Annotated in this window: 24 protein-coding genes and 5 pseudogenes; 3 read left to right on the forward strand and 26 right to left on the reverse strand. The window is 52.2% G+C overall.

The features are described 5' to 3' along the window. Positions 1 to 167: 167 nt before the first annotated feature. A complete protein-coding gene (katG, locus tag IPJ96_15700) occupies positions 168 to 2,366 on the forward strand; it encodes a catalase/peroxidase HPI (GenBank protein MBK7911762.1) in 2,199 nt (732 codons plus the stop codon). Positions 2,367 to 2,480: 114 nt separating this feature from the next. Here katG and IPJ96_15705 read toward each other — a convergent pair whose 3' ends face one another. The 3 genes from IPJ96_15705 to IPJ96_15715 form a co-directional block, all read right to left on the reverse strand. Beyond that, positions 2,481 to 3,665: a DUF1624 domain-containing protein gene (locus IPJ96_15705; protein ID MBK7911763.1), complete on the reverse strand. Its 1,185-nt coding sequence runs from the start codon at positions 3,663 to 3,665 to the stop codon at positions 2,481 to 2,483. A 53-nt stretch (positions 3,666 to 3,718) separates the two neighbouring features. After that, positions 3,719 to 4,162, reverse strand: a complete 444-nt coding sequence (locus IPJ96_15710; protein MBK7911764.1) for a GNAT family N-acetyltransferase — start codon at positions 4,160 to 4,162, stop codon at positions 3,719 to 3,721. 127 nt (positions 4,163 to 4,289) lie between these two features. Next, positions 4,290 to 4,772 (reverse strand): hypothetical protein, encoded by a 483-nt coding sequence (locus IPJ96_15715; protein MBK7911765.1) that lies wholly within the window; start codon positions 4,770 to 4,772, stop codon positions 4,290 to 4,292. A gap of 165 nt (positions 4,773 to 4,937) precedes the next feature. On the opposite strand from IPJ96_15715, the gene IPJ96_15720 reads away from it, so the two are divergent. Further along, positions 4,938 to 6,341: a T9SS type A sorting domain-containing protein gene (locus tag IPJ96_15720; GenBank protein MBK7911766.1), complete on the forward strand. Its 1,404-nt coding sequence runs from the start codon at positions 4,938 to 4,940 to the stop codon at positions 6,339 to 6,341. A 23-nt stretch (positions 6,342 to 6,364) separates the two neighbouring features. Here the strand turns inward: IPJ96_15720 and IPJ96_15725 are convergent, their stop codons facing one another. The 3 genes from IPJ96_15725 to IPJ96_15735 form a co-directional block, all read right to left on the reverse strand. Next, positions 6,365 to 7,759, reverse strand: a complete 1,395-nt coding sequence (locus IPJ96_15725; GenBank protein ID MBK7911767.1) for a chloride channel protein — start codon at positions 7,757 to 7,759, stop codon at positions 6,365 to 6,367. A 188-nt stretch (positions 7,760 to 7,947) separates the two neighbouring features. Then, complete coding sequence (locus tag IPJ96_15730) at positions 7,948 to 8,289, reverse strand: hypothetical protein (protein ID MBK7911768.1); 342 nt, start codon at positions 8,287 to 8,289, stop codon at positions 7,948 to 7,950. A gap of 8 nt (positions 8,290 to 8,297) precedes the next feature. Then, positions 8,298 to 10,247 (reverse strand): tetratricopeptide repeat protein, encoded by a 1,950-nt coding sequence (locus IPJ96_15735; GenBank protein MBK7911769.1) that lies wholly within the window; start codon positions 10,245 to 10,247, stop codon positions 8,298 to 8,300. Positions 10,248 to 10,387: 140 nt separating this feature from the next. Here IPJ96_15735 and IPJ96_15740 point away from each other — a divergent pair, with 140 nt between their 5' ends. Beyond that, on the forward strand, positions 10,388 to 11,020 hold the full coding sequence (locus IPJ96_15740; protein ID MBK7911770.1) for a hypothetical protein: 633 nt from the start codon (positions 10,388 to 10,390) through the stop codon (positions 11,018 to 11,020). Between the two features lie 46 nt (positions 11,021 to 11,066). Here IPJ96_15740 and IPJ96_15745 read toward each other — a convergent pair whose 3' ends face one another. The 20 genes and pseudogenes from IPJ96_15745 to IPJ96_15840 form a co-directional block, all read right to left on the reverse strand. After that, a complete protein-coding gene (locus IPJ96_15745; GenBank protein MBK7911771.1) occupies positions 11,067 to 12,872 on the reverse strand; it encodes a hypothetical protein in 1,806 nt (601 codons plus the stop codon). Positions 12,873 to 13,192: 320 nt separating this feature from the next. Beyond that, entirely contained in the window at positions 13,193 to 13,597 is a 405-nt protein-coding gene (locus tag IPJ96_15750; GenBank protein MBK7911772.1) for a lactoylglutathione lyase, read from the reverse strand. A 34-nt stretch (positions 13,598 to 13,631) separates the two neighbouring features. After that, positions 13,632 to 14,183 carry an antibiotic biosynthesis monooxygenase gene (locus tag IPJ96_15755; protein ID MBK7911773.1) on the reverse strand — a complete coding sequence of 184 codons (552 nt, stop codon included), beginning with the start codon at positions 14,181 to 14,183 and terminating at the stop codon, positions 13,632 to 13,634. A gap of 24 nt (positions 14,184 to 14,207) precedes the next feature. Continuing rightward, the gene (locus IPJ96_15760; GenBank protein MBK7911774.1) at positions 14,208 to 14,558 is read right to left on the reverse strand and encodes a VOC family protein; all 351 of its coding nucleotides are present in this window, start codon (positions 14,556 to 14,558) and stop codon (positions 14,208 to 14,210) included. Between the two features lie 76 nt (positions 14,559 to 14,634). Continuing rightward, on the reverse strand, positions 14,635 to 15,417 hold the full coding sequence (locus IPJ96_15765; GenBank protein ID MBK7911775.1) for a methyltransferase domain-containing protein: 783 nt from the start codon (positions 15,415 to 15,417) through the stop codon (positions 14,635 to 14,637). A 15-nt stretch (positions 15,418 to 15,432) separates the two neighbouring features. Then, positions 15,433 to 15,921, reverse strand: coding sequence for a PepSY-associated TM helix domain-containing protein (locus IPJ96_15770; GenBank protein MBK7911776.1), 489 nt, complete (start codon positions 15,919 to 15,921; stop codon positions 15,433 to 15,435). A gap of 203 nt (positions 15,922 to 16,124) precedes the next feature. After that, a pseudogene (locus IPJ96_15775) lies at positions 16,125 to 16,459 on the reverse strand (DUF86 domain-containing protein). Continuing rightward, positions 16,443 to 16,750: pseudogene (locus IPJ96_15780) on the reverse strand (nucleotidyltransferase domain-containing protein). The pseudogenes IPJ96_15775 and IPJ96_15780 overlap by 17 nt, the downstream one beginning before the upstream one ends. Positions 16,751 to 16,891: 141 nt before the next feature. Continuing rightward, positions 16,892 to 17,341, reverse strand: coding sequence for a hypothetical protein (locus IPJ96_15785; GenBank protein MBK7911777.1), 450 nt, complete (start codon positions 17,339 to 17,341; stop codon positions 16,892 to 16,894). Positions 17,342 to 17,442: 101 nt separating this feature from the next. Continuing rightward, positions 17,443 to 17,808: a DUF2200 domain-containing protein gene (locus IPJ96_15790; GenBank protein ID MBK7911778.1), complete on the reverse strand. Its 366-nt coding sequence runs from the start codon at positions 17,806 to 17,808 to the stop codon at positions 17,443 to 17,445. Between the two features lie 122 nt (positions 17,809 to 17,930). Then, entirely contained in the window at positions 17,931 to 18,206 is a 276-nt protein-coding gene (locus IPJ96_15795; GenBank protein ID MBK7911779.1) for a hypothetical protein, read from the reverse strand. Continuing rightward, entirely contained in the window at positions 18,203 to 18,406 is a 204-nt protein-coding gene (locus IPJ96_15800; GenBank protein ID MBK7911780.1) for a hypothetical protein, read from the reverse strand. The genes IPJ96_15795 and IPJ96_15800 overlap by 4 nt, the downstream gene beginning before the upstream one ends. Before the next feature lie 16 nt (positions 18,407 to 18,422). Next, positions 18,423 to 18,848: a DUF1801 domain-containing protein gene (locus IPJ96_15805; protein ID MBK7911781.1), complete on the reverse strand. Its 426-nt coding sequence runs from the start codon at positions 18,846 to 18,848 to the stop codon at positions 18,423 to 18,425. 39 nt (positions 18,849 to 18,887) lie between these two features. Beyond that, a pseudogene (locus tag IPJ96_15810) lies at positions 18,888 to 19,308 on the reverse strand (VOC family protein). Positions 19,309 to 19,446: 138 nt separating this feature from the next. After that, positions 19,447 to 19,671 (reverse strand): helix-turn-helix transcriptional regulator, encoded by a 225-nt coding sequence (locus IPJ96_15815; GenBank protein MBK7911782.1) that lies wholly within the window; start codon positions 19,669 to 19,671, stop codon positions 19,447 to 19,449. A gap of 3 nt (positions 19,672 to 19,674) precedes the next feature. Further along, positions 19,675 to 20,210: pseudogene (locus IPJ96_15820) on the reverse strand (DUF2975 domain-containing protein). 187 nt (positions 20,211 to 20,397) lie between these two features. Beyond that, positions 20,398 to 21,300 carry a T9SS type A sorting domain-containing protein gene (locus tag IPJ96_15825; GenBank protein ID MBK7911783.1) on the reverse strand — a complete coding sequence of 301 codons (903 nt, stop codon included), beginning with the start codon at positions 21,298 to 21,300 and terminating at the stop codon, positions 20,398 to 20,400. Between the two features lie 328 nt (positions 21,301 to 21,628). After that, the gene (locus IPJ96_15830; GenBank protein MBK7911784.1) at positions 21,629 to 21,916 is read right to left on the reverse strand and encodes a DUF1905 domain-containing protein; all 288 of its coding nucleotides are present in this window, start codon (positions 21,914 to 21,916) and stop codon (positions 21,629 to 21,631) included. 83 nt (positions 21,917 to 21,999) lie between these two features. Beyond that, the gene (locus tag IPJ96_15835) at positions 22,000 to 22,536 is read right to left on the reverse strand and encodes a GNAT family N-acetyltransferase (protein ID MBK7911785.1); all 537 of its coding nucleotides are present in this window, start codon (positions 22,534 to 22,536) and stop codon (positions 22,000 to 22,002) included. 139 nt (positions 22,537 to 22,675) lie between these two features. After that, positions 22,676 to 23,225 (reverse strand): annotated as a pseudogene (locus IPJ96_15840) (dihydrofolate reductase family protein). Positions 23,226 to 23,329 lie beyond the last annotated feature (104 nt).

Below are 23,329 nucleotides of genomic sequence, written 5' to 3' on the forward strand. Positions count from 1 at the left end.
TTACTTTTACTTCACCAAACGAGCCACATCCCGATAACCGGGTTGACCCGAAATTGCCCGCTTATATTTCCTAACTTCATAGGGCAATTTCGTTCTGCTCATTTTTCACGGAACAACACAAATCAACTATGTCGAACAACGCCTCATCCCCCGTCGCTTCTCCGCACATGAACGGTGAAGCCAAATGCCCGTTCCACAACGGGACCGTTACCCATTCCGGGGCCTCTACCAACAGTCATTGGTGGCCCAATCAGTTAAACATCGGGATCCTCCACCAGCACGCCCCGGCTTCGAATCCGATGGATAAAGGATTTAACTACGCCAAAGCGTTCAAACAATTGGACTACCCGGCCCTGAAAAAAGACCTCGTAAAGCTGATGACCGATTCGCAAGACTGGTGGCCGGCCGACTGGGGTCACTACGGCGGGCTTTTCATCCGCATGGCCTGGCACAGCGCCGGCACGTACCGGATTGCCGACGGTCGCGGTGGTGGCGGAACCGGCAATCAGCGCTTTGCTCCGCTCAATAGCTGGCCCGACAACGGCAACCTCGACAAAGCGCGCCGACTGCTTTGGCCGATCAAGAAAAAGTATGGCAACAAGATCTCCTGGGCGGATCTCATGATCCTGGCCGGCAATGTCGCGCTCGAGTCGATGGGTTTTAAAACCTTCGGCTTCGCGGGCGGTCGCGCCGACATCTGGCAACCGGAGGAAGACATCTACTGGGGAGCAGAAAAAGAATGGCTGGCAACAAGCGAAAAGGCCAACAGCCGCTACTCCGGCGACCGCAAACTCGACAACCCGCTGGCCGCGGTACAGATGGGGCTCATCTACGTGAACCCGGAAGGCCCCGACGGAAAACCCGATCCGGTCGCCTCCGGTCGCGACGTACGCGAGACCTTCGGTCGCATGGCGATGAACGATGAGGAAACCGTCGCACTGGTCGCTGGTGGTCACACCTTCGGTAAAGCACACGGTGCCGGCGATCCGAAACTGGTCGGACCGGAACCCGAAGCCGCACCGATCGAAGCCCAGGGCTTGGGCTGGATCAACGCACTCGGTTCGGGCAAGGGCGTTCATACCACCACCAGCGGTATCGAAGGCGCGTGGAAACCGAACCCGACGAAATGGGACAACGGCTATTTCGATATGCTGTTCGGCTACGAATGGGAACTCACGAAGAGCCCGGCCGGCGCGCACCAGTGGGTGGCGAAGAACTGCAAGCCGGAACACATGATCCCCGACGCGCACGACCCGAACAAGAAACACCCGCCGATGATGACGACCGCGGATCTCTCCCTGCGCTTCGATCCCGCCTATGAGAAGATTTCTCGCCGTTTCCACCAAGACCCGCAGGCGTTCGCCGACGCATTCGCGCGCGCCTGGTTCAAATTGACGCACCGCGACATGGGCCCGCGCGCCCGTTACCTCGGACCGGAAGTGCCGAAAGAAGAGTTGATCTGGCAGGATCCGATCCCGGCCGTCAACCATCCGCTGGTGAATGAACAGGACGTTGCCTCGCTGAAGAGCAAAGTGCTTTCGTCCGGTCTTTCGGTTTCCGAACTCGTTTCGACCGCCTGGGCTTCCGCTTCGACTTTCCGCGGCTCCGACAAGCGCGGCGGCGCGAATGGCGGACGTATCCGGTTGGCTCCGCAGAACACTTGGGAAGTCAATCAGCCCGAACAACTCAAAAAGGTATTGGACAAACTCGAAGCGATCCGCAAAGAGTTCAACGCTTCCGCTTCCGGCGGTAAGCAGATCTCCATCGCCGACATGATCGTGCTCGCCGGTTGCGCCGGTGTGGAGAAAGCCGCGAAAGATGCCGGCCATTCGGTCACGGTGCCGTTCAGTCCGGGGCGCGGAGATGCCACCGCGGAACAAACCGATGTGGAGTCCTTCGCCGTCCTGGAACCGGAAGCCGACGGTTTCCGGAATTACCAGAAGAAACAGTATTCGGTGCCAGCCGAAGAGATGCTGCTCGACAAAGCGCACCTGCTCACCCTGAGTGCTCCCGAAATGACGGTACTCATCGGCGGATTGCGGGTACTGGGCGCCAATGCCGGTGGCTCGAAACACGGCGTGTTCACCCAACGCGTCGGTCAATTGACCAACGACTTCTTCGTGAACCTGCTCGATATGAATGTGGCCTGGAAACCGACCGGTTCCAACTCCTATGAAGGGCGCGACAAGAAGACGGGCGACCTGAAATGGACGGGGACGCGCGTCGACCTCGTCTTCGGTTCCAACTCTCAACTGCGTGCATTGGTAGAAGTATATGCCCAGGACGATGCGCAGGACAAGTTTGTCCACGACTTCGTTACCGCCTGGAACAAGGTGATGAACCTTGATCGCTTCGACCTCCATTGATCGAATTCCGTTGTACACTAAGAGCGGCCCGGTATGATCGGGCCGCTTTTTTTTGTCATGAAGTAAACGCGCAACCTCCGTTGGAATACCGGCGCGCCTGACAAGCGCCTGCCCTTACAGATAACTCAGCCACCACCGCTCCTTATGCGCCCGCTTGTGGCGATCGAACCACCTGCACAGCGGATAAAGGAGCAGGATGACGCTCGCCCAAATCAGGTAAACGGCCCCCAGCCCGACCCCGAACCCCTGCAGGTCGACTTCCATCCCGGTCTGTACCATGATCTCCCAGCCGAAGCCGCTCAGTTCGGCAGCCAGCATCGCCAGTCCGTGAATGAGGTACAAGTGCAGGACATAATAGAAGAACGGTACACGGCCGAAGACGCTGAAGAAATCGACGATACGGCCTTTCCACTTTTCGCTGTTGGCCAGGAAAAAAAAGGTACCGGTCAGGGTCGCCGCCAGGTACAGGAAGGAGGGCGGATACTTGCTCAGATGAAAGAACGAAAAAAGGGTGCGCCACCACTCCGGAAATGTCCGCCAGTTCGCCGGCTCGCCGTAGAAATTGGTCCAGCGGATCGCGAGGAAGCCGACCAATAGCGATACGCCGATCCCGTTGAAGAGCTTTTTCCGGTGCGTCGCCGGAACGTCTTTTCCGTAACATCTCCCAAGCCAGTACCCGAGCGACATCACGCCGATCCAGGGTACCGCGGGATAGAAGACGTGCAGTGTCATGTTGGCGCCGACCGGAAATGAAGCCGGTTCGTGCAGCATGCTCCACAAGAGATTGCCTTCGAAATGAACATTGTCCAGCAGGTTGTGGCCGGCGATGATCACCAGCGAAAGGAACAGGTTCAACGCGGCGGGCAGGTGGATGAACAGCGCGAGAAAGATCATGCTGATGCCGAGCGACCAGATCACCGCCAGGTCGTTATTGCGGTACTGCACGTCGAAATACCAGGCGAAGCAGATCACGGTCATCTCCAGGAGGATCAGCCATAGGCCGCGCTTGATCAGGAACATCGACAACTCCGCCTTCGTCATCCGCCGGCCCATGATCCAGGCCGATACGCCGGCGAGCAGGCTGAAGGTCGGCGCGCAGAAATGCGTGATCCACCGCGTGAAGAACAGCGCCGGCGTCGTATGCTCCGGGTCGGTCACGTTCAGCATACTGAAACTGCTGTAGAAGTAATCACGCGTATGATCGAGGGCCATGATCACCATCACCAGCCCCTTTAAAAGGTCCAGCGAGCTGATCCGGTTGCCCGGCGAGGGGGCGGGTAATTCTACTTGATCGGTCATAGTGAAAGGTCGAAAGAACGGGTCGTTTTTTTTAGGTAAACAGGGCGGATCGCTCAGGGGCGATACACCCACTTCCAGGCTTTTCCGATCTCGTGATCTTCTACTTCACCCGCGTATTCGAATCCGTTCTTACGCAGGATATTGGTAGAAGCGTTTTCCTGTGGCATCGTCTTCGCGAATACTTTCAACTTCGGATCGTGCATGAGCGCCAGGCGGACCAGCTCCTTACAGATATCGGTTCCCAATCCCTGCCCTTCGAATTCCTGAAACGCCCAATAGGAAACTTCCACTTCGCCATCGACAGGCCGTCCGGTGAATGCACCGGATCCGACCGGCACCCCATCCTTCAGTGCCAGGTAACCGACCCATGGTGCATGATAACCGATCGCTTTATAATAAGTATCCCACATATCGAACAGATTCCGGCAATGTTCGGAGGTGAATTTCAGTCGTAACTCCGCTGTATCTTCAGGTATGGGAATAAGCTCGAACTGCATATAAGAGGAGTACCCAATATAATCACTCCGCCCTATCCCAGCATGATACGCAGATGAAAAATATCCTGATCGAAATGTGCATCATTCATGCGGCTGCTTCTGATTTTCCTGCATTGCACCCTTCGAATCAACCACTTTTGCTCAGTTGAAACCGCCTCACCACCTCGTCGGTTGACAAACCCGAGGCGCGTGTCGCATTGTAGGCGACCAGGTATTCCGGATGATCACGATACGCTGCCAGAAGCGCATCGGTTCGCGGATCATGAAAATCCGGTAAGAGGTAGATCAGGTCGATGAGTTCCTGCCAGTTGGTGATCTGCTGACTTGCCTTAAGGATTACCGGAATGATTCCGGGATCTTTGCTGATCTTCCAGATCGCATGCGCGATGATGGCTTGCAGCGCCGGCTTGCTATCGTTCAAGATTCCTTTCAGTTCCGGCAGGGCCTTGACCGACCGGAGATGACCCAGTCCTCGTATTGGCCAGTCATCACCCGAATGGATTCGCCGGATGAGTTCATCCTCCGCGATCGCGCGTTCGTCGTCCGACAGACTATCCAGAAGCTGAAGCGGTGGTCCGTCTTTGCGCAGTTCCCAGGAATCCGCATTCAAATAGTTTCTTCGGAACGCATCCAAATTAGCACCTATAGAACTGAAGATTGAAGATGCAAGCAAGCTTTGGCATTGAAAATACACAGCTTTCCTTACACAGCCAATGAATCCCGTCATTTCAACAACCGGATCATCATGTATCTTGAGTACCCGAATCAAACGATCATGGATTACCGCCTCCTCGTCGCTTTCATCTTGATGGCGAATCAAATCACGGCAACTACCTGGCAAGTCGGTCCGACTCGCACCTACCCGTACTGCAGCCAGGTCGCACCCTTGGTGCAGGACGGCGATACGGTGGCGATCGATTTCGCGGTCTACGTCAATGATCCGCAGGTGGAGTGGACCGCCAACAACCTGTATATCGTAGGTGTTGGTGGCCGACCGCGGCTTGAAGCGGGTAGCATCATCGCGAACGATGTATCCAATGGCAAGGGCATTTTTGTGACGAGCGGCACGGGCATCGCCATTGAAAACATCGAATTCGCCCTGGCACAGGTACCCGACCATAACGGTGCCGGCATCCGGCAACAAGGTCCCGACTTGCAGGTGATCAACTGCCGCTTTGATGGGAATGAAATGGGTATCCTGGCGGGCAACATTTCCAACTGTACCACTATCATAGAATACACGGAATTCCTGAACGGCGGAAGCGCGCTCAATCCGGGCTATCAGCACAATGTGTACATCAATCACATCGACACGCTGGTGTTCCGGTACAACTACAGCCACGACGCAATTGCCGAAGGACACGAATTGAAAAGCCGCGCGAATTATAATTTCATCGAATACAACCGCATCGCCAACGAGACCAGCGTCGACAGCCGCACCATCGACCTGCCGAACGGTGGAACAAGTGTGATCGTCGGTAACATTGTGGAGCAAGGGCCCAACTCCGCCAACAGCAACCTGCTCGGCTATGGCCTGGAAGGCCTAACCAATCCGGCACCTCACGCATTGTATGTAGCACACAATACGTTTGTCAACAAGAAACCGACCGGCAGTTTCATTCAACTGGCGAACGGCACCGATTCCCTTTACCTCTGCAACAACATCCTGGCCGGTGCGCATACCGGTGGCTACCTGCTTGGTACGCCGGATGTTCTTGATTCGACCGGTAACATGCTCGCTGACCTGGTTACTGATCCGGGCTTCGTCGATCCCGTCGTGTACGATTATCACCTGCAAGCCGGCTCATCTGCACGGGATCATAGCAGTCCGTTGAATAAAGTCGTACTCGGTCACTCATTGGATGCGACTCTGGAGTATGTGGATCAATGCGATCATTCGATTCGTCCATCGGACGGTATTCCGGACGCGGGCGCTTTCGAGTACAACAGCCCCGTGAGTATTGCAGGACCGGCGGTACACCATCCATATCCCTTTCCCAACCCCTGCACCGATCGATTGATCCTGCAACAGGCGCCTTCGGAAGAATACGAAGTGCTGGACGCAAGCGGTCGTTGTTTACTTTCCGGCAACGGAAACGAAGTACCAACCAACCGGCTTAGCCCGGGATGGTACATCCTGAAAACGAAGAGCGGACAATCGCGCTTTATCCGGGAATAAAAGAAAAACCGATCACACCCGCCCTACTCCTGTGCAGTCCGGTCCACCTGCTTCAGGTAATTTTCCTTCATCTGATCATAGAAAGAACGTCGTGAATTGATCGTAGCGACCACGTTGGCGATCAACGTTCCCAGAAGCAGGAAAAAGATGATACTGTGCCGGTCGGTCATCTCGAAGATGATGATTGAACTGGTAAAAGGCGTGCGGGTAACGGCCGTCAGGAAGCCGGCCATACCGACGAGGATAAGCACGTTGGCATTGTCGCCGACCAGGTGCAGCGCATGCGCCACGAATGCGCCGAAGGTTGCACCCGTACTCAAGGAGGCCGCGAAGATCCCTCCTGCTCCACCCGAAGAGAAGGTCGCGATCAAACCATTCATGCGGACGAACGGCATGTACCATTCGACCTGTTTGTCGGCGGTAAACAGGTAACGGTCGAGCAGGTGCTTCCCGGATCCCATCGCATCCGTTCCAATCAGGAAAATGAAAAAAGCAACGAAGAACGCGCCGCCCAACACCATCAACAATTCCGTAGTACTCCCCCGCCGTCTCCGCATCACTTTCATGATGCGCAGGATCACCGAGCACATCACGCTTCCGAAGTAGCCGGTCACGATCGCCACGAGTATGATTCCTGGATAGATCCACCAACCGTCGTAATTGGTGGCGGCCTGCCCGAGATACAGGTAGCCACCTCCCAATCCCTGCGCTGCAAGACCCGAGATGATCACCGCGATGAACAAGGCCGACTTATAGAAACGGATATGGTGTTTCGACAATTCCTCGATCGCAAAGACGATTCCACCGAGCGGCGTATTGAATGCCGCAGCCAAGCCGGCTGCCCCGCCCGCCAGGATCACGTTGCTCGCGGTAACGGATGTCCACCATTTCGGAAGCCGGTCGTGCACCAGCTTGAAGATCGCCGCTGCGACCTGTATGGTCGGACCCTCTCGACCGAGTATTCCACCGCCGATGACTTTGATGGTACTGGAGATCACTTTCACGAGGATGATCTTCCAACTCAGCAATTGATCTACGAACGGGTTCCTGCCGCGCTGACTCAATTCGATCGAGGCCATCACTTGCGGAATTCCGCTTCCGCGGGCAAATGGCGCATAGCGCCACACCAGCCACCAGGACGCCAGGAAACAAACCGGCGTGACAACGAAGATCGCGTACCGGTTGTAGGCCAGTAGTGTGTGCGAAAACACCTCGGCGTAATGAAAGACCCGGCTGTAAGCATACGCGAATACACCGGTGATCGTGGCGGCTACGATGAATGGGAAGAACTGCAGGAACTGCAACTTCAACCTCGAGCGTGTCTGAATCGCCTTGTCGTATCGGTTCTTCAGGTACGTGTTGGTGTAACGAACCAAACGGGTACGTTGCAATCGTTGCCACCAACCTTCGTTCATCATATTCCTGACTGATTCGGGCACAAAATCCGACTCCCAAAGATGGTCGGCACTCAAATCACAACAGCCCTACCGTTGAACGAATATAAGAAAGATGTGCAGAGGTGAATAAGTCGACAATAGGAAGAATCCGTTAATGCGTTAACCTTAACATGGCAAACATCCGTCTACGCCAGCAGGAACCGGATGCTTCATCCGTTCATCACCCGGACAAGCGTAGCAATGGCGATGCCCACCACGATCGTCGTATAGATCTCCTTGTTATACTTCGCCAGCCATTCGGGCAGGTAAATGTCGAAGTTCGCCTTGGTCGAATCGGAATACCGCCTCGCCCAAACCGTTAGCGGACAAAACATGTTGAACAACAACAAGGTCAATCCTTCGCCAACGATCAAGCCATAACAGATCCAGAGTCGCCGATCGATCTTGCCGACAATCACGGCATACAGCATGTACCCGATGACCAGGTTGAAGAAAATCCAAATCGCGGTATGGACCAGCTTGATCAGCCGAAGTTTGATTTGGTCCGTCATCATTGGGATCACATCGGTTCCACGAAGTACATGTCGACCTCGCCTTTGCCTTTCGCGCTGATCTTTCCACGATGACTGCAAGCGAAACGGTCCTTAACTAATGCATAGGTCGTACTGGAAACATTGACCTTTCCCGCTTCGCCGCTGCTCTCCATCCGACTGGCGGTGTTGACCGTGTCGCCCCAGATGTCGTATTGGAATTTTTTCACGCCGACAATCCCTGCCACGACCGGGCCGGTATGCACGCCGATGCGCACTTCGAAATACGGATGGCCGGCGGACAGTTTCTTTGATTTACCCGCTGCGATGAAGTCTCGCATCTCCAGCGCGGCCCTGACTACATCCGCGGCATGCGTCGAATTGGGCGTGGGCAATCCCCCGGCAGCCATGTAGGAGTCGCCGATGGTCTTGATCTTCTCGATCCCGTACTTTTCGGTGATCCGGTCGAACGCGCTGAAGCACTCGTTGAGATCACGTACCAGTTCCTTCGGACTGAGCGATTCACTCATCGCGGTAAAGCCTTTGAAATCGGTGAATAGCACGGTCGCCTGATCGATCTGCACGGCATCCGCTTCGCCTTTCGCTTTCAGTTCCTCGGCCACTTCTTCAGGAAGAATGTTGAGGAGCAACTCGTCGCTTCGTTTTTTCTCCTTGCTGATCCGGTTACGCTGCCGGTAGACCACGACCAGGAAGATGAGCGCACCGCCCAGGCCGGCCGTTATGGAATTCCGGATGTTCCGTTGCCGAATATCCTTCTTCTCCTGCTCAGCTTTCGCGGCCGCTTCCTTCTTTTCAAACTCGTACTGAAGGGTCGTCTGAGCGAACTTGCGGTCGCGTTCCATGTTGAAGATGGAATCGTTGAGCATCTTGAAACGTACCTGCTGTCGATACGCGGCACTGAAGTTGCCGGCCATCGCCTCGATCTTACTCTGGGTCTCAAGTGCATTCGACAGTGCGTTGAGGTCGCCTAGGGATTCCAGTAAAGTAACGGCACTGTCGGCATGCATGCGGGCCATCCGGACGTAATGGCCCGGCATGCCATTCACCGGTTTGGTCTCCGCGAGTCCGAGGTAGGTTCCCGCAAGGCCGGCGTGTTCGTAGCCGGCATTGGCCATGAGTTCGGGTTCGCGCGACAAGGCCAGGGCGGAGTCGAATCGTTCCAACGCCACTTCGTAGCGCTTCATGAGCAGGGCCATCTGCCCAAGGTTACTGAGGTTGCGTTCGACTCCTTCGAAATCCTCAAGCTTCCGGTACAGGTCGAGCGACGCGCGGAAATACCCTTCGGCCTTGAGGTGTTCACCCATGGATCCATACACACTCCCGATGTTACCGACGGCCAGTGCCTTGCCAGCGGTTGCGTTCAGGTCCTCATAGACTTTCTTCGCTTTGAGGTAATACTCCAGTGCTTCCTTGTAATCGGATTGCGCGAGGTAGTGATTGCCGATATTGATCAGGCAGTTGGCTTGCCCGTTCTTATTACCGCTCTTTTCGAAATACCGTAAAGCATCGAATGCATACTCCAATGCCTTGGGGAAATCCGACATGCTTGCATAAATACCTCCGATGTTGTTCAATATCGAAGCAATCCCTTCTGCGTCGTCGATTTTTTTCTGGTGCTCCAGCGACCGGAATAGATAATCCAGCGCGAGTTTATACACACCCATCTGCGTGTACCAGTTGCCCAGGAAATAGCAGACTTCCGAAACGACCTTTTCATCTTTGAGGGCTTCGGCGGTCTTCAACGCCTGCAAGCCGTATTCAATGGAAGATGCCGAGTCGGTAAAGAACGTAGCCCTGCTCAGGGAAAGCAGGATGGTCACTTTGTTCGTGTCTTGCGGGGCCTTGGACAACGCCAGCGTAAGGGAGTCGATCCGGTCTTGGCCGCGCAACTGCGCGTTTGCAAAAGGCGCAAGCAGCATCAGCAAGCACAGGAGAGAGAGGGGCGTAAGTGCTTTCATACGTGTATTCGTTCAAATCGTGATTGGACCGGCAACCATCGGATGGCCCGCATCCAAGATAATAAAAGGAGCTGTACCGGATTCCTTACCGGAACTGGATTTTGTTGGTACATTTCGGGAGTTTCAACGTTCTTCCCGGCATGAAAATCCTGGCTCTTGTACTCATGGTCCTGACCGTTCTGGTCATCGCCGGTTTCGGATTCGCCTATTTGCTCGGATTCGTGATGTCCTTCGACGCCCTGGGCTCCGACAAGGATCCTGACGCCTGGAGTTTTCGGATCCTGATGCTGGGGCCCATCGTGATTTTTCTTTCGCTGTTTGTCCTGTCCATCCGCGCCTACTCAGCCGGCCAGTACAAGCGCTCCGTCCTGATGGGAGCTGCCACACCGGTGATCGGACTTGGAATGTTCGGAGCCATGTCCCTTTCGTCTGTCGCTTCTTATAAATCATACCAGAAAGAAGAAGCTCGACAACGCGAACTGGAAAAGCGTTATCCGGTACAACGCTTTACCCGTCCGGCGGAGGGCGGGACCGACACCCTGATCGTATGGCCCAGCGGAATCGTGGCTTACCGCCTCTATATGGGACCCGACAAACCCGTTTGGGGAGGACCGTTCGGCGACCTGAGCGATGATCGCCGTACTATTCTTTACAAGGCGAGTAAGGATAATAAGTTAAAGCCGGAAGAGCTGGATCAATTCAAAGATGAAACCGGCCGCAACCTGACTGAAGTTTATACTGTCATCAATAAAACAACAGGAGGGGATTTCTAAGTAGTACTTGCTATCAAGTGCAAATCTCCGTATGCATTGCCGGTATTTATCGAACGACAGGCAAAGAAATTGCAAATAATTCTTCCCGTACTTGCGATAACTCCATTTTCATATTTTCAATGGCAGCTTCCGAATCAAATTTGACTTTTATAAGCAATTCGCGATAATAATCTATTCCGTTAGCAAGGTTCTCACGAAATGTCAAAAGACCTGACTGCTTACGGTCGGACCAAATTGCTTGTACTTCCCTCACTTCCTTGCGAAAATGATTCATGTACAATTTCAACTCATTTATAAATACCGAGGGTCGATACAAGCCATTCCGAATATTCCCTCTTCCGTAGATATGATCTGCCATCTCTCTTAAAGTAAAGGTCCCGGAAAAATAAGCAAGGTTCGGTCCCGGACAAACCGACACTGCCGGTACCTTCTTAGGGTTTGAAAGTTGGTTTGTAATCATTGCCGGTGCAGCCAATCCTTCGCACAGGCACTCCTTTTCCAATATGCTCTGTTCTGCTCTAAGCCGTTGCTCACCTTCTGGAAGTTCTTGTTTGATTTTATCAAGCTTCTTTTCCTGATAAGCCCGTGATGAAGTACATAACGGCATGCCTTCAAATTCGGTGTTAAACGCAAGAAACTTCTTCTTACAAGGACTCCCGGGCCGGCCCTTCCGAATCCGTTCATTCCGTTCTACATTTCCACTGCTCTTTCGGAAATTATGGAATGCTATTCCCAAGGGGGAAGCGTTACTTAAATAATAATCTTCCGGCGAGGCGGTGCTGAGCTGACCTAAGGTATAGGGATCCACGTTTGTCGCCTCCGGGACCAAGAGAAATGGGCTTCCCCAGCCTGTAGCATAAAGATCATAATGCTCCAATAGGAACTGTTGCTCTGCAAAAGTCCCTATTCCTCCTTGCGCTGTGATACGGATGGAAGGTATTTCAAGAGGCAAGGGAAGTTGTCGACCCTTCAATGCGGAAAGATAAAGCGTTTCCAGTTCCTTGATCAGCTCGTGACGACGGGAACGGAATTCCTCGAGTATAGGCCCTAACAGATAGCCATCGGTGGGGAATGCATGACCACCGCAATTCAATCCGCTTTCTACCCGAAACTCCGATACCCAGAGTCCTCGCTTTGCCAGGAATTTACCCTGAATAAGGGCCGAACGGAAATCACTGACCTTCAATATGATCTTCTTTCGTATCAACCCGGATGCATTGGGCAGGAAGTCGGGAAATGATTCACAATAAGAATAAAGTCGTGGATTCATCCCCGCGGAAAAAATGACAGCAGATTCCAGATCACTGTTTGCAAAACCTCGTAACGCGGCCATTGCGTCCGCAAATTCTGCCGGGAGGGGCTCTCCATTCCTATCATAATTGATACGGTCACACTTTGTCATGATGTTAACATCAATACTTCCGGGACGGATCAAAGCACGCAATTCCTCCTGCAACTGAATCCTGTTGGCAGGGTCCTTTTCCCTTAGCATCTGCTCATACCGTATCCGAATCGGAACACCATCCGGTAACATCTCAAAATATTTCATCAGGTCGCTGCCACTTTCAAAAGTGCCTGATCGTAGAGCAGTGAATTGCCGGTCAACGATACGACCCATCAAATTCAGGTATTCGGTAATCCTCCTTGACCGATAATCAGGCTCCTTTTTGGAAATAGGGAAATAATTCTCCCCCATTTTTTCGCAATAGTGTTTCCGGATTTCTTCGACAAGATTGTCCTCAATGATGGATATCACGGAAGAAATTCCATATCGTGCGACTTTTGCAGGGGTATCGATAGTATACCCAAGCCCCATTACGGGAATGTGAAACGTGTGACCGGAAGGATACATGGAAGGGGATTAGCCGAAACCGAAGTAGCTACAGCAATAACCATCAAAGGAGGAGACTATCTACTACTTTAACCATGACACGCGTCATCATTTCTGCTCTGAAAACGTTTGTGTCAGATCAGTTACTGTAGCACTGCAGCTAGAAAAACCTCATCTTTAAATCTCTTTAATGGAATCATCTGCCGCCATTGCCTGGATAGTGAAAGGAACCTATTTGCTGCGAATCAGTAAGCTGAGTACAAGTGCAAATAGTAATTCGTTGAGCAAGCTTTAAATCCTGCCACTGCAGTGAACGTACATACTCCGTAATCCGATTACCTTCAACCCCCAGTCTTGATATACTGTGCCAGGGCGATCACATGTCCGTCCGGGTCCGCGACGTAACCCACGCGATCGCCCCAATCGCGATCGGCAACCGGACTGACTAATCGTGCTCCGCAGTGCATCGCGTGTTTAAAAACCTCCCGTGCATCTTCCACAATCAGATAAAGTTCACAGCGGGGAATACCCGTTCCGATCTCCGGATGCGGTAAGGTTTCGCCAATGATCCTGGCAATTCCTTTGTTCGGCATCAGTCCAAGCTTACAACTATCCGTCAGCGCGAACTCGGTCATGCCGATCACGTCCAGGACAGGTTCGGATTGAAGCAATGTCTTATAGAAGGTTTTGCTCCTTTCCTGATCACTCACGTAAAGTATGAACTCAATACTTCGGAAGTTCGCCATGACATCATACGATTGAATACATATTCGTCAACGATTATCGGTACAGCCACTTCCGCAATAACCGTGTATAAGGCGGCATCACCACATAGACCATGAGCGAGCAGATCACACCGGATACGAGCAGGTTGTCGAAATAATGAGACGGAGGAATGCCGCATGCGCGCAAAGCCGGCAGGATCAGCAGCGGGATCAGCAACACCAGCGGAAAGATCGCTGACCAGGTGATCAACACCTGCTTCCAACGAACCGGCGAGGTGGTGGAATCGTCCTCCGGTGAAAAGAGAAAATCGAGTCCGCTGTGAATGACAAAGTGATCGCCTTTTCGCAGGAAGGGCCTTGCTTTTTCGATCAGGCGCTTCCGTTCATCCGACTCGATCCACTTTCGCAGGTTCGCTTCGCTGTCATACCGGATGATGACCGTATAAGTAAAAGTCAGGTCCTTCACCGGCCGGATGATTTGCCAGTCGATGAGTCCTTCGGAACGGCGACAGATCGGACCGATCTCATTCAACCAGGCTTCGTACTCCGTAATGCGATCGGAAAGGACGTGATTCGTGATGACGACGGATGCTCCGGTAGTTTCCATTGGCAATGTTGAATGGAACAAAGGTCACACTTCCTGACCAAAGGTCAAGAGGTTGTGATCAGGGTCCAGCAGTGAGAACTCGCGCTGCCCCCAGGGTTTGCTTTCAGGTTGTTCCTTTGGTAACAGCGGCACGCCCGCCTCCCGGAATGAACGGTGCAATTGATCGATATCGGACACCCGGATGTAAACCTGACCGTAATTCTCCTTGGGATCCAAGGAAACGAATTCGAAAAAATGCCATTCCACCTTCTCCCGCTCCACGATCAGGTAGTTGCCGTAATCGGCTGTTACTGTAAAGCCGAGCTTCTCCGTGTAAAAGCTACGGGTGACGGCAACCTGCCGCATGGGTAGTTTAGGGTGAACGCTTCGTAACATTTCCAACCTGATAGAGCCGGTAGCAGCTAACGGTTGCAAGTTCGTGATCCTGGCAGTACCATCCGCTTCCGATACCTTACTTTTTCGCGATCACGATCCGGAATTTGTTCCGGTAAATGACCCGACCATCCGGCTTCACAAAAGGCTGCATCGATTGCCGGAGTTCCGTTCGTACCCGTTCTTCACCGGAATGCGCGATGGCCGCCGCCGCCGGCCCGGCCGAGAGGAGTCCGCGAAGAGCCGTGTCCTGATCCGGATAGATCCATGCGTTTTCCCGGTCCACCTGATGGTGAATGGTAAAACCGGCTTGCCCGATCAGGTTTTCCAGTTTACGATCCGACGTCAAGGCGAAAGGACCCGCTCCCGGGGGCATTGTGGACGGCATCAGTCCGCCCAGGGCTTTTAAAAAAGTCGCGGCTTCGCAGTCTTCCCGCTCCCCCCAGATCATCGCCACCAGCGTCCCTCCGGGCTTCAGTACACGCCTTGCTTCGGCAAACGCGTTCAGCGGGTTGGCGGCGAACTGAAAGGAATTGAACCCGCAGACCAGGTCGAACGCTTCGTCATCAAACGGCAGTCGCTCCATTTCACCGACAGAGAATTCAACGCGCGCGTTTCTCTTTCTTGCCGCGGCTATCAGGCCGTCGCTCGCGTCCATTCCGGTAACGATCGCGTCACGTGTTTGAGCGAGATGACAGAACAGGCCCGAACCGCAGCCAATGTCGAGCACGCGTTTATCCTTTAGTGCCGGTAAATACTCCAGCACATAGCGATAACAATCTTCCAAGGTACCTTCCTGAATAGCCGCCCAGTCATCGGCGCCGCGACTCCAGAGTTGGTTTTGTGCTGCTTGCGATCCCATTGGTTAGGCTATCTACTATCGAGAAATAAGCATGACCACTACCAATATCACCCCCGCCCCTACGAACCACATTCCCTTCTTAAACGTCTTTGCATGTGGCGGAAACATCCAGAAGGAGGAAACGACAAAGAAGAACAGCGAGCAGGCAAAAAAGACGTTCATGAAAAACAAGGGATCGGCAGTACGCGACGTGTGCAGGTCGGTCAGTTTCTCGATGTAAGCCGGCCATTCCTTCGTGGTAAAAGTCGCCTTTCCGCTGGCCTTGTCGTACTGTCCGTTATCGAAATAGATCGTAGTGGAATCTTCGCGGGTCACCTTGAGCCGACGCTGTTCGATCGCTTCACCCAGCGCGCTACCCGGGAGGTTCGGTTCTACGGTGCGTTCCCAGGTCTTGTCGAACTTCAAAAAATTCGTGTCACGAAAGGTCATGATGAAGCCCGTGACCGCGTACACCGCCATCATGCCGGTGAGAAAATAACCGAGATAGCGGTGGAGAATGCGCATTTGTTTCATACGTGTACTAACAATAAAGCAAGATACGAAGTGCGATTGTCAACAGAAGTCAAAAGCATCTGATTTGCACATATGACGATGAATGTATAATCAAGATAATCTGCTCAAGGTTCAGCTGACATCGACAATCCTAATGTACGAACCCCCTTGAAGGTAACCGGAAGAACCAAACAGATGTTCGCGATCTTCCCGACCTAGCTAGGAGGCAAAAGCAATTGTACTTCTCTTTTGAGAAGAGGTAAATCACGAATGACAATAGACCACAAAATTTCAGCCGATACACTATCATAGCCGTGCGATATGCGATTTCGTGTATCAACGATCTTTCGTGCGCTGGAAATCGAAATCTGGGACGGACTCTCAGGATCCGGCTCATCGATTCGCCCATAATCTCAATATTTCGTTCGATAGCACGCCTGGTTCTAGGTCTTCTTGAAAGGTTAAGAAGTTCTTTCTACAGGAAGAAACGCTTGATCTCCCCGATGGCGTTCAAAATATCAGCCAACCAAGCGTTAATTTCCTCTTCCATATACCAGAACTTTGGTCTGATCAATGCGCTGCTTAATAAACTGATTGCTTAGTGCCTTCATCTCCAGCAAATCAATCGGCCTATCAAAAAGTTGCTGTAAATTGAACTTTAAAGCAAAATAATTATCAGAGTAAATGATTGGATCAGAACTTTCAAAATCGACAAGAAAATCTACATCACTTCCGGCTTTTAGGTCGTTTCTCACTGCTGAGCCAAATGCAAACAGATACCGGACGGATACTGGTCACACAAAGCACGAATTTGAGATATGTTCTGCGAAATCAAGTCCATTGCTCCTGCAAGATAATGAACTATCAGCATTCAAGCATTTGCTTCCATGATGTTGCGGCAAGCGATTCTATCCATCAGATCCGAACTGTCGGATTGGTATAAAAAATCGAGCGATTCGTACTCCAAGTACGGCACCCCAATTCATTCGACATTAAGGCGACACTTACTGTCAATATTCGTACGCGGATCGAACCGGAAATCAATAAATCGTGCTTCCTTTTGCTTTCCCTCCACCTCGACGGCAGCGCGACCCATCTCCTTGTCGCTGCTGTCGAATACCCGTGCGGTCAGCGCTCCGGAAAAATCCTGGTTGAAGATCACGTATTGCGACAAGAGGTTGTCGGTCCCGAGGCTGTCGCTCGAAACGGTGGATTTTCCCAGTTCAATGCCCTTGCTCTTCAGACTTTCCGATAATTCGACTTTCACGTCGAACGCCTTCTGAACGCCCTTCGAAGCGCCTTCGATAAATTCGCCTGCCGTCTGCCCGGCCACATCACCGGCCTGGTTGATCTTTTCCTTGATGGTGGAAGAGTTGCAGGCGAACAGTGAGAAGGCAATCGCAAATAAGAGGAACCTCGTGTGTTTCATCATACCATTAGCGACTTGAAAGTTCAGATTATTTGACTCGTTCGTGCCAAGTCCCGGAACGAAAGTTATTCATTTATGGAAACTGTGCCCGACGAAGGCCAGGTTCAAGCCTTCCGCAGTATCTTCTCCATCGTCCTGCCTTTCGCCAATTCATCCACCAATTTGTCGAGATAACGGACCTGACGGATCAACGGATCCCCGATCTCCTCGATCCGGTAGCCGCAAATGAGGCCGGTGATCAGATGAGCATTGGGGTGCAGCCTGGCTTGTTGGAAGAACGCCTCAAATGTAAGCTTGTCGTGTATCACCGCATCCAACCGCTTTCCATCATAACCGGTCAGCCAGTTGATGACCTCCCGAAGTTCCGCTTCCGTCCTGCCTTTCCTGGTTACTTTCTGAAGATACAACGGATAGACCGACGCGAAAGTCATCATGGCGATGCGCTGACGCTGTTTCTCGTTTTGTTGCATAAATTACGCTAACGAATTACTAAGTTAAGGGCAGGATCTGGATTGAAAAGCGGCGCGCGCTTGCAGTTACTATTTCCAATCTGCGGGATATGATCTCCATGGCTGTGTTCCGAATCGAAAAGCTATTCCCGAACAACAAAAACATTCGAGTTAAGAATCGAACTGCTGCTCCTTACCTCGATCTGGTATCGCCCGCGCTTTTCGATCGCGGGAATGGACCAGGTTCCACCTTCCTTGAAATTCGCGTACCGGACCTTGCACTGGCAACGCGGGGCGGTCGGGGCTTCCGAGTGATTCAGAAATACGGTCCGGCTTCGAGATCCACGGCCCTTGCCCAGGCGGTAAACGACATAATAGAAATCACGGTCGCTGCAGGAACACGACATGGTCGGGATCATGCGGCCGCTCCCGGGGGCGCTTCCTTACTCAGGTGGACGGTAAACGCGATCGGCTCCGTGCTGGTATACACCTGCTTTCCCGTCAAAAGCGAATCAACGGGCATCCTGCCTTCAGCAAAGTGCGGGAGGATGAAGAGGCTCCAGAGCAACAAGCGTAGTGGAATCCGAAGCAGCAACAGCCTGATGCTCGTTCGTTTCATGCTGACATCTTTCAACCTAGTTACCATACTCCATACCGAACCGAATCGCCTTTTCCAATACGTCCAATTTGATATCGCTGATCGTTTTGAACTTGATGCAATAACCGGTCACACTGGCCTTGCCGATCGTCTTTCCGTAAGCCTTCGCGAGATGCCCTTTATCCGCAATGCCGAGCAGGTAAACCGAAATCCCCGTCTTGTTGCCACTGATCCCGATCCGGAACCATTCCCGCGTCTTGCCATTCGCATAGCGCAATACCTGCGTGCCGTACCCGATGGTCGGATTGGCGACGATTTTTCCCTGTTCGTCCTTTCCGTCGTAATACCACAACTTGCAGCCTGGATCTACCGATAACACCAACTCATGCAGAGTCGACAGCTCACTCCGCTTCGGTTCGGGATGGGTAGCGATGTGGCGGGTTATTTCCTGTTGTGCTTTCATGTTGATCAGTCCGGCTGCGACACGCCAGCTGTTACTTGCTTAGCGGTCCGTCTCCACAATCCACTCAATGCCGTACTTATCACGGAACATACCGAAATAAGTTCCCCAGGGACTTTCGCCGATCGGTGCCTCGACAGTTCCTCCCCTGGGATAGTCCGTGATACAAGCGGTCCGCCTCTTCCCGGCTCACGGCGCGGACCGAGATCTTGGAGCGATTTTCCTGCTCATTCACGCGTCCGAGGAAGGAAGGAACGTCGTTTCCGATCAGCATACCTGTGCCGACCGGCAAGGCGATGTGGAGGAGCTTGTCGGCGTCTTCGTCCGCTATCGGAACATCCGGTCCCGCCAATTCCTTCAGGTACAGGATCCGGCTGAACTCACCACCGAAGACCGAACGATAGAACTCAAAAGCTTCCCGTGCGTTGCCGTTGAAGTTGATGTGGGGATGGAGTGTGGCCATATCACCGAAGGTCGGGTATTACCGGCGATTTCCATTGGACCAATTGTTAAAGCGGTACTTGCAAGTATTCGGATGAATGACTGCCCATCCTTCCGGATTGAAACAAGAAAATACCAGCAGGCCGTTGCAACAGCTGACTTACTCGATCTCCCCTTCCCGGTCGGCGACATATTCGAGCAGATCGCCCGGTTGGCAATTCAGCGCCTTGCAGATCGCTTCCAGCGTGCTGAAGCGGACAGCCTTGGCTTTTCCGGTCTTGAGGATGGAAAGGTTCGAGAGCGTCAGGTCGACTTTTTCCGACAGTTCGTTCAGCGACATCTTTCGCTTCGCCATCATGACATCCAGGTTTACGACGATCGCCATGGCTTATACGGTTAGATCGTTTTCGCTTTGAATGTCCACGCCGCGTTTGAAGATGGCGGCGATGATGTAGATCACCGCGCCCATCAGCACAAAGGCCTGACTGTCCTCCCAGAACTGGTGCAGCCCGTCGGTGATCAGTCCGTGTTGCTGAAGATTCCTGGCAAACTGCCGGGCGATATAACTCAAAAACCGACCGACAAGGTGAAATAACTGATCCGCAGGATCTGACTGAAACAAAAAAGGTCGAAGGGTTTCGACAGGTTCATGGTATGCATCAGGCGGATGACAATGTAGAAGAGGAAGGACTTCAGCAGCGCTATCGACAGGATCAGCGAGTAGATCCCGAAGAAAGATGCCCTGCTTTGCGTCAGCATCTCGCGCAGGTCCAGCTTCTGGTAAAGGTTCACCACGAAGTCGGGCCGGTACAGGTGAAAGAAGAAATTGACGACCAGCCCACCGGCCTCAATGCTCAAGCCGACGAAGATGAGCCAGGCGATAATGTATAACGCCTTGAATACGAGGGAATTTGTCTTTGACATACCGCTTTATGATTATAAATGCTGCGGCAAATATAATAAATATTTATTGTTTGTCAATAAATATATGTGTTTTATCGAAAAACTCAAATTTCAACGCAATACGGTTTAGCTCTGGGGAATGTGGCCTAATTTACTGAATGTCATGCATATATAATGATTGTTCAGCGCAACGATTCCAATTGGCCTTTCAATGCTGAACCAGGAAGCGCTTCACTGCAAATATTCGATTGTCGGAATATTTCAACCAGTAAACACCATCAGGAAGGTGCCGTGTTTCCAGGCCTTCTTCCGAAAAATTCCGGCTCTCGTAAACCAGTTCGCTGTTAAAATTGAAGACTTGAACAGATCGCGCGCCCGTCCCTCTCTCACATCGCAAACTCAACCATTCATTGGTCGGGTTGGGATAAATGGATACCCGGTCATCGTCTCGCATGAAAGGAACCCCTTCGATCCAATCCTCGAAAACCAGATCGTCAAAGATCAAACCGTCTTTGTTTGTCTGAATACTATCGCTGATGAATGTAAATCGAAAAAGGATCGTATCGTTGAGCTGTACATTGAATAACGGTCCGAGTGGCGACAGCCAGGTAGAAAAGTACTGCCAGCCGTTTGAATTCCCGCTTAGCACCGGTACCGTTGACCACCACTGATAGTACGCGGAATATAAGGTATCGTTGATCAAATCAATCCAGGTAGTTCCATTGTCGGGAGAAAGTTCGATCGTACCAAAATCGGTCAGCGTATCGGAATGCACCTGATAGTATCCGGATAACATTACTGTATGGGGATACAGCCAACCGTACCCGCTCGCAATATTCACCACGGTAAAACTGCTGGTGTCGTTTACCGGGTAGGGCTGAACAGTGTCGGTGACAATGACCCTGGGAGGTGACTGGGCTGAAGTGAAGACAGCCTTTTGCGGACTGCCAACTTGCCACAGGCCATTCCGATTCGATATTGAATCCATTCGCAAGTGGGGCAGTGTGGCAGTGTCTTCAAATGTGAGTACATAGTAGTCATCGCCCAACCGTTGGGGATGCGAAATGACCGTAAACAATACGAACCAAAGCGTAAGTTGAAGCCTTCTCATGGTCTGTTTAGTTTCTTGTTTGTACAAAAGCCAGTCCCTGGCAGAGCATTACCCTGAACCGTTAAGGTAAGGTAATTTCCTTCCCTTACTGCAAGTAATCTCCTTCTTCAGTGTCCGTTCCCTACAACACAATCGGGCTTGCTAAGTTGTTTTTTAGCCCATGATGAACACGAATATCAAAGCCAGCGTCCAAGAAAAAAAGCAGCGACTCCAGAGACCAGCATTTAATTAGAAATTCGGAGGTTGGGTATAAAAACAGCGGTTTCAGTGGCTCTGACAGTCATGAAGTATCCGGCTTTCGGAGGCCACAACCACTATCAAAGAGGATTCACAACCACAGGATCGTGCTGAAACTTTTGTCGACGATGAGCCCTTCCGACTTCCGAACCTCTCCCTTTACAGGCAGCAAGTAAGTATCCTGCTTTGTATCGAACCAGATCGCGGTCTTCCATTCGCTTTGTCCGATCCGTGCGGTAGCCTGCAACCGGCCCCATCCCTGCTCTTCCGATCGTAACAGCTTGCGGATCTCCTTCGACATCTTCTTCGGGAGCGACACGAAATGCCAGCCGCCAGCTCCGGCATACTGCCAAAGCGGGGCGGTGAATTCATACCGGATGCCTTTCACGAACACTTCCAGCAAGGTAGAAAAGAAGTTGTTGTTGAATCTGGAGCAACGCCACCAAACGGACCGCTCATTCTTTACTGCGGTTCTTTGGTTAAGTCCAACTCCATAAATAACAGATAGGCTTTAAAGGCCTCCGGAATTTCCACTTCCGGATAGGCATCAATATCACGGAAGCCAACACTTCTATACAAAGCATGCGCAGCTTCCATGAACCGGGGACTGTCGAGCCGGACCGTTTTGTATCCGATCTTTCTTGCCTCTGTCAAGAGTCCTTCCAGTATGGCTCTGCCGGCCCCTATTCGTCTGAGGCCCGGATCCACGAACATTCGTTTGATTTCACCGACATCCGCGCTGATGCTCTTCAAGCTTCCAAGTCCACAAACCCTGCCTTCATGTACTGCCAGCAGCAGTTGACCGTGCGGTGGCTGGAACTTACTGATCTGACGTATATCCTGTTCCACGGTCTCCGCAGGATGATGCGGATGAACACCATACAGTTCCTGCATTTTATTGTTACCCCAACTCAGGTAGTCCATCCACAATTTTCTGACGGCTTCCAGGTCGTCCGGAAGCTCCAGGCTTCGTACAGTCACTTTAGGGGATACGTTCATGTAATGCTGTTCTTGTTCCAATTTTTACACTTGCTGTCATAAGCAAAGGACGAAAGGCGCGCTCTTACCAGGTTCATTTTTTACACATCGATTGGCGTTTGAACTTTCCGGCCGGAACCTGTCGAAGCCTCTCTCCATATCACGATGCTTCCTGTTTGTAGTATAACACGATGGCACCGCCGTCAAACCGCTTTGTGTTGACCAGACGAAGGACGATCCGGTCCATGTCTTCAAACAGCGAGGTGCCCTTTCCTGCTACGACCGGGTGAATGCACAATTGCAATTCGTCTATCAGCCTTAGCTTCATCAATTGTTGTATCAGACTTCGACTTCCTGATTAGAATATCCCTTCCCGGTTGCCGCTTATATAGTTCGACGGTTTCTTTCAGTTCCCCTTCAGCAAGACTGGCACTCTTCCAATCCACTTGCTTCAAGCTCCGGGAGAATATGATCTTGGGGATCCGATCGATCGCCGCGGCGAATGTATCCATCGCCTTCTCTCCGGAAGGATTTTCCAAAATGGTCCGCCAGAATTCCATCAACTGGTAGGTAGTCCTGCCGTAGAGGATGACATCGCTGCGATCTAAGAGGTCTGAATAATGCCGATGCACCACCTCGTCCGGCAGGCCTGCCGTATGGTCGCAGTTCCCGTCGAGGGTCATGTTGAAGGCTGCGATTACTTTTCGCATGTTCCGTTTTCAATTACAGGAGACGTTCCATCGCTTTTGGCAGCGTGCAGGGTTTATCGGCCGCACGGCTTACAGGTTCAGGAATCAGGCCGCCGGATAAAATC

The organism is Bacteroidota bacterium (genome assembly GCA_016713765.1).
Classification (GTDB): domain Bacteria; phylum Bacteroidota; class Bacteroidia; order AKYH767-A; family 2013-40CM-41-45; genus Pollutiaquabacter; species Pollutiaquabacter aromativorans.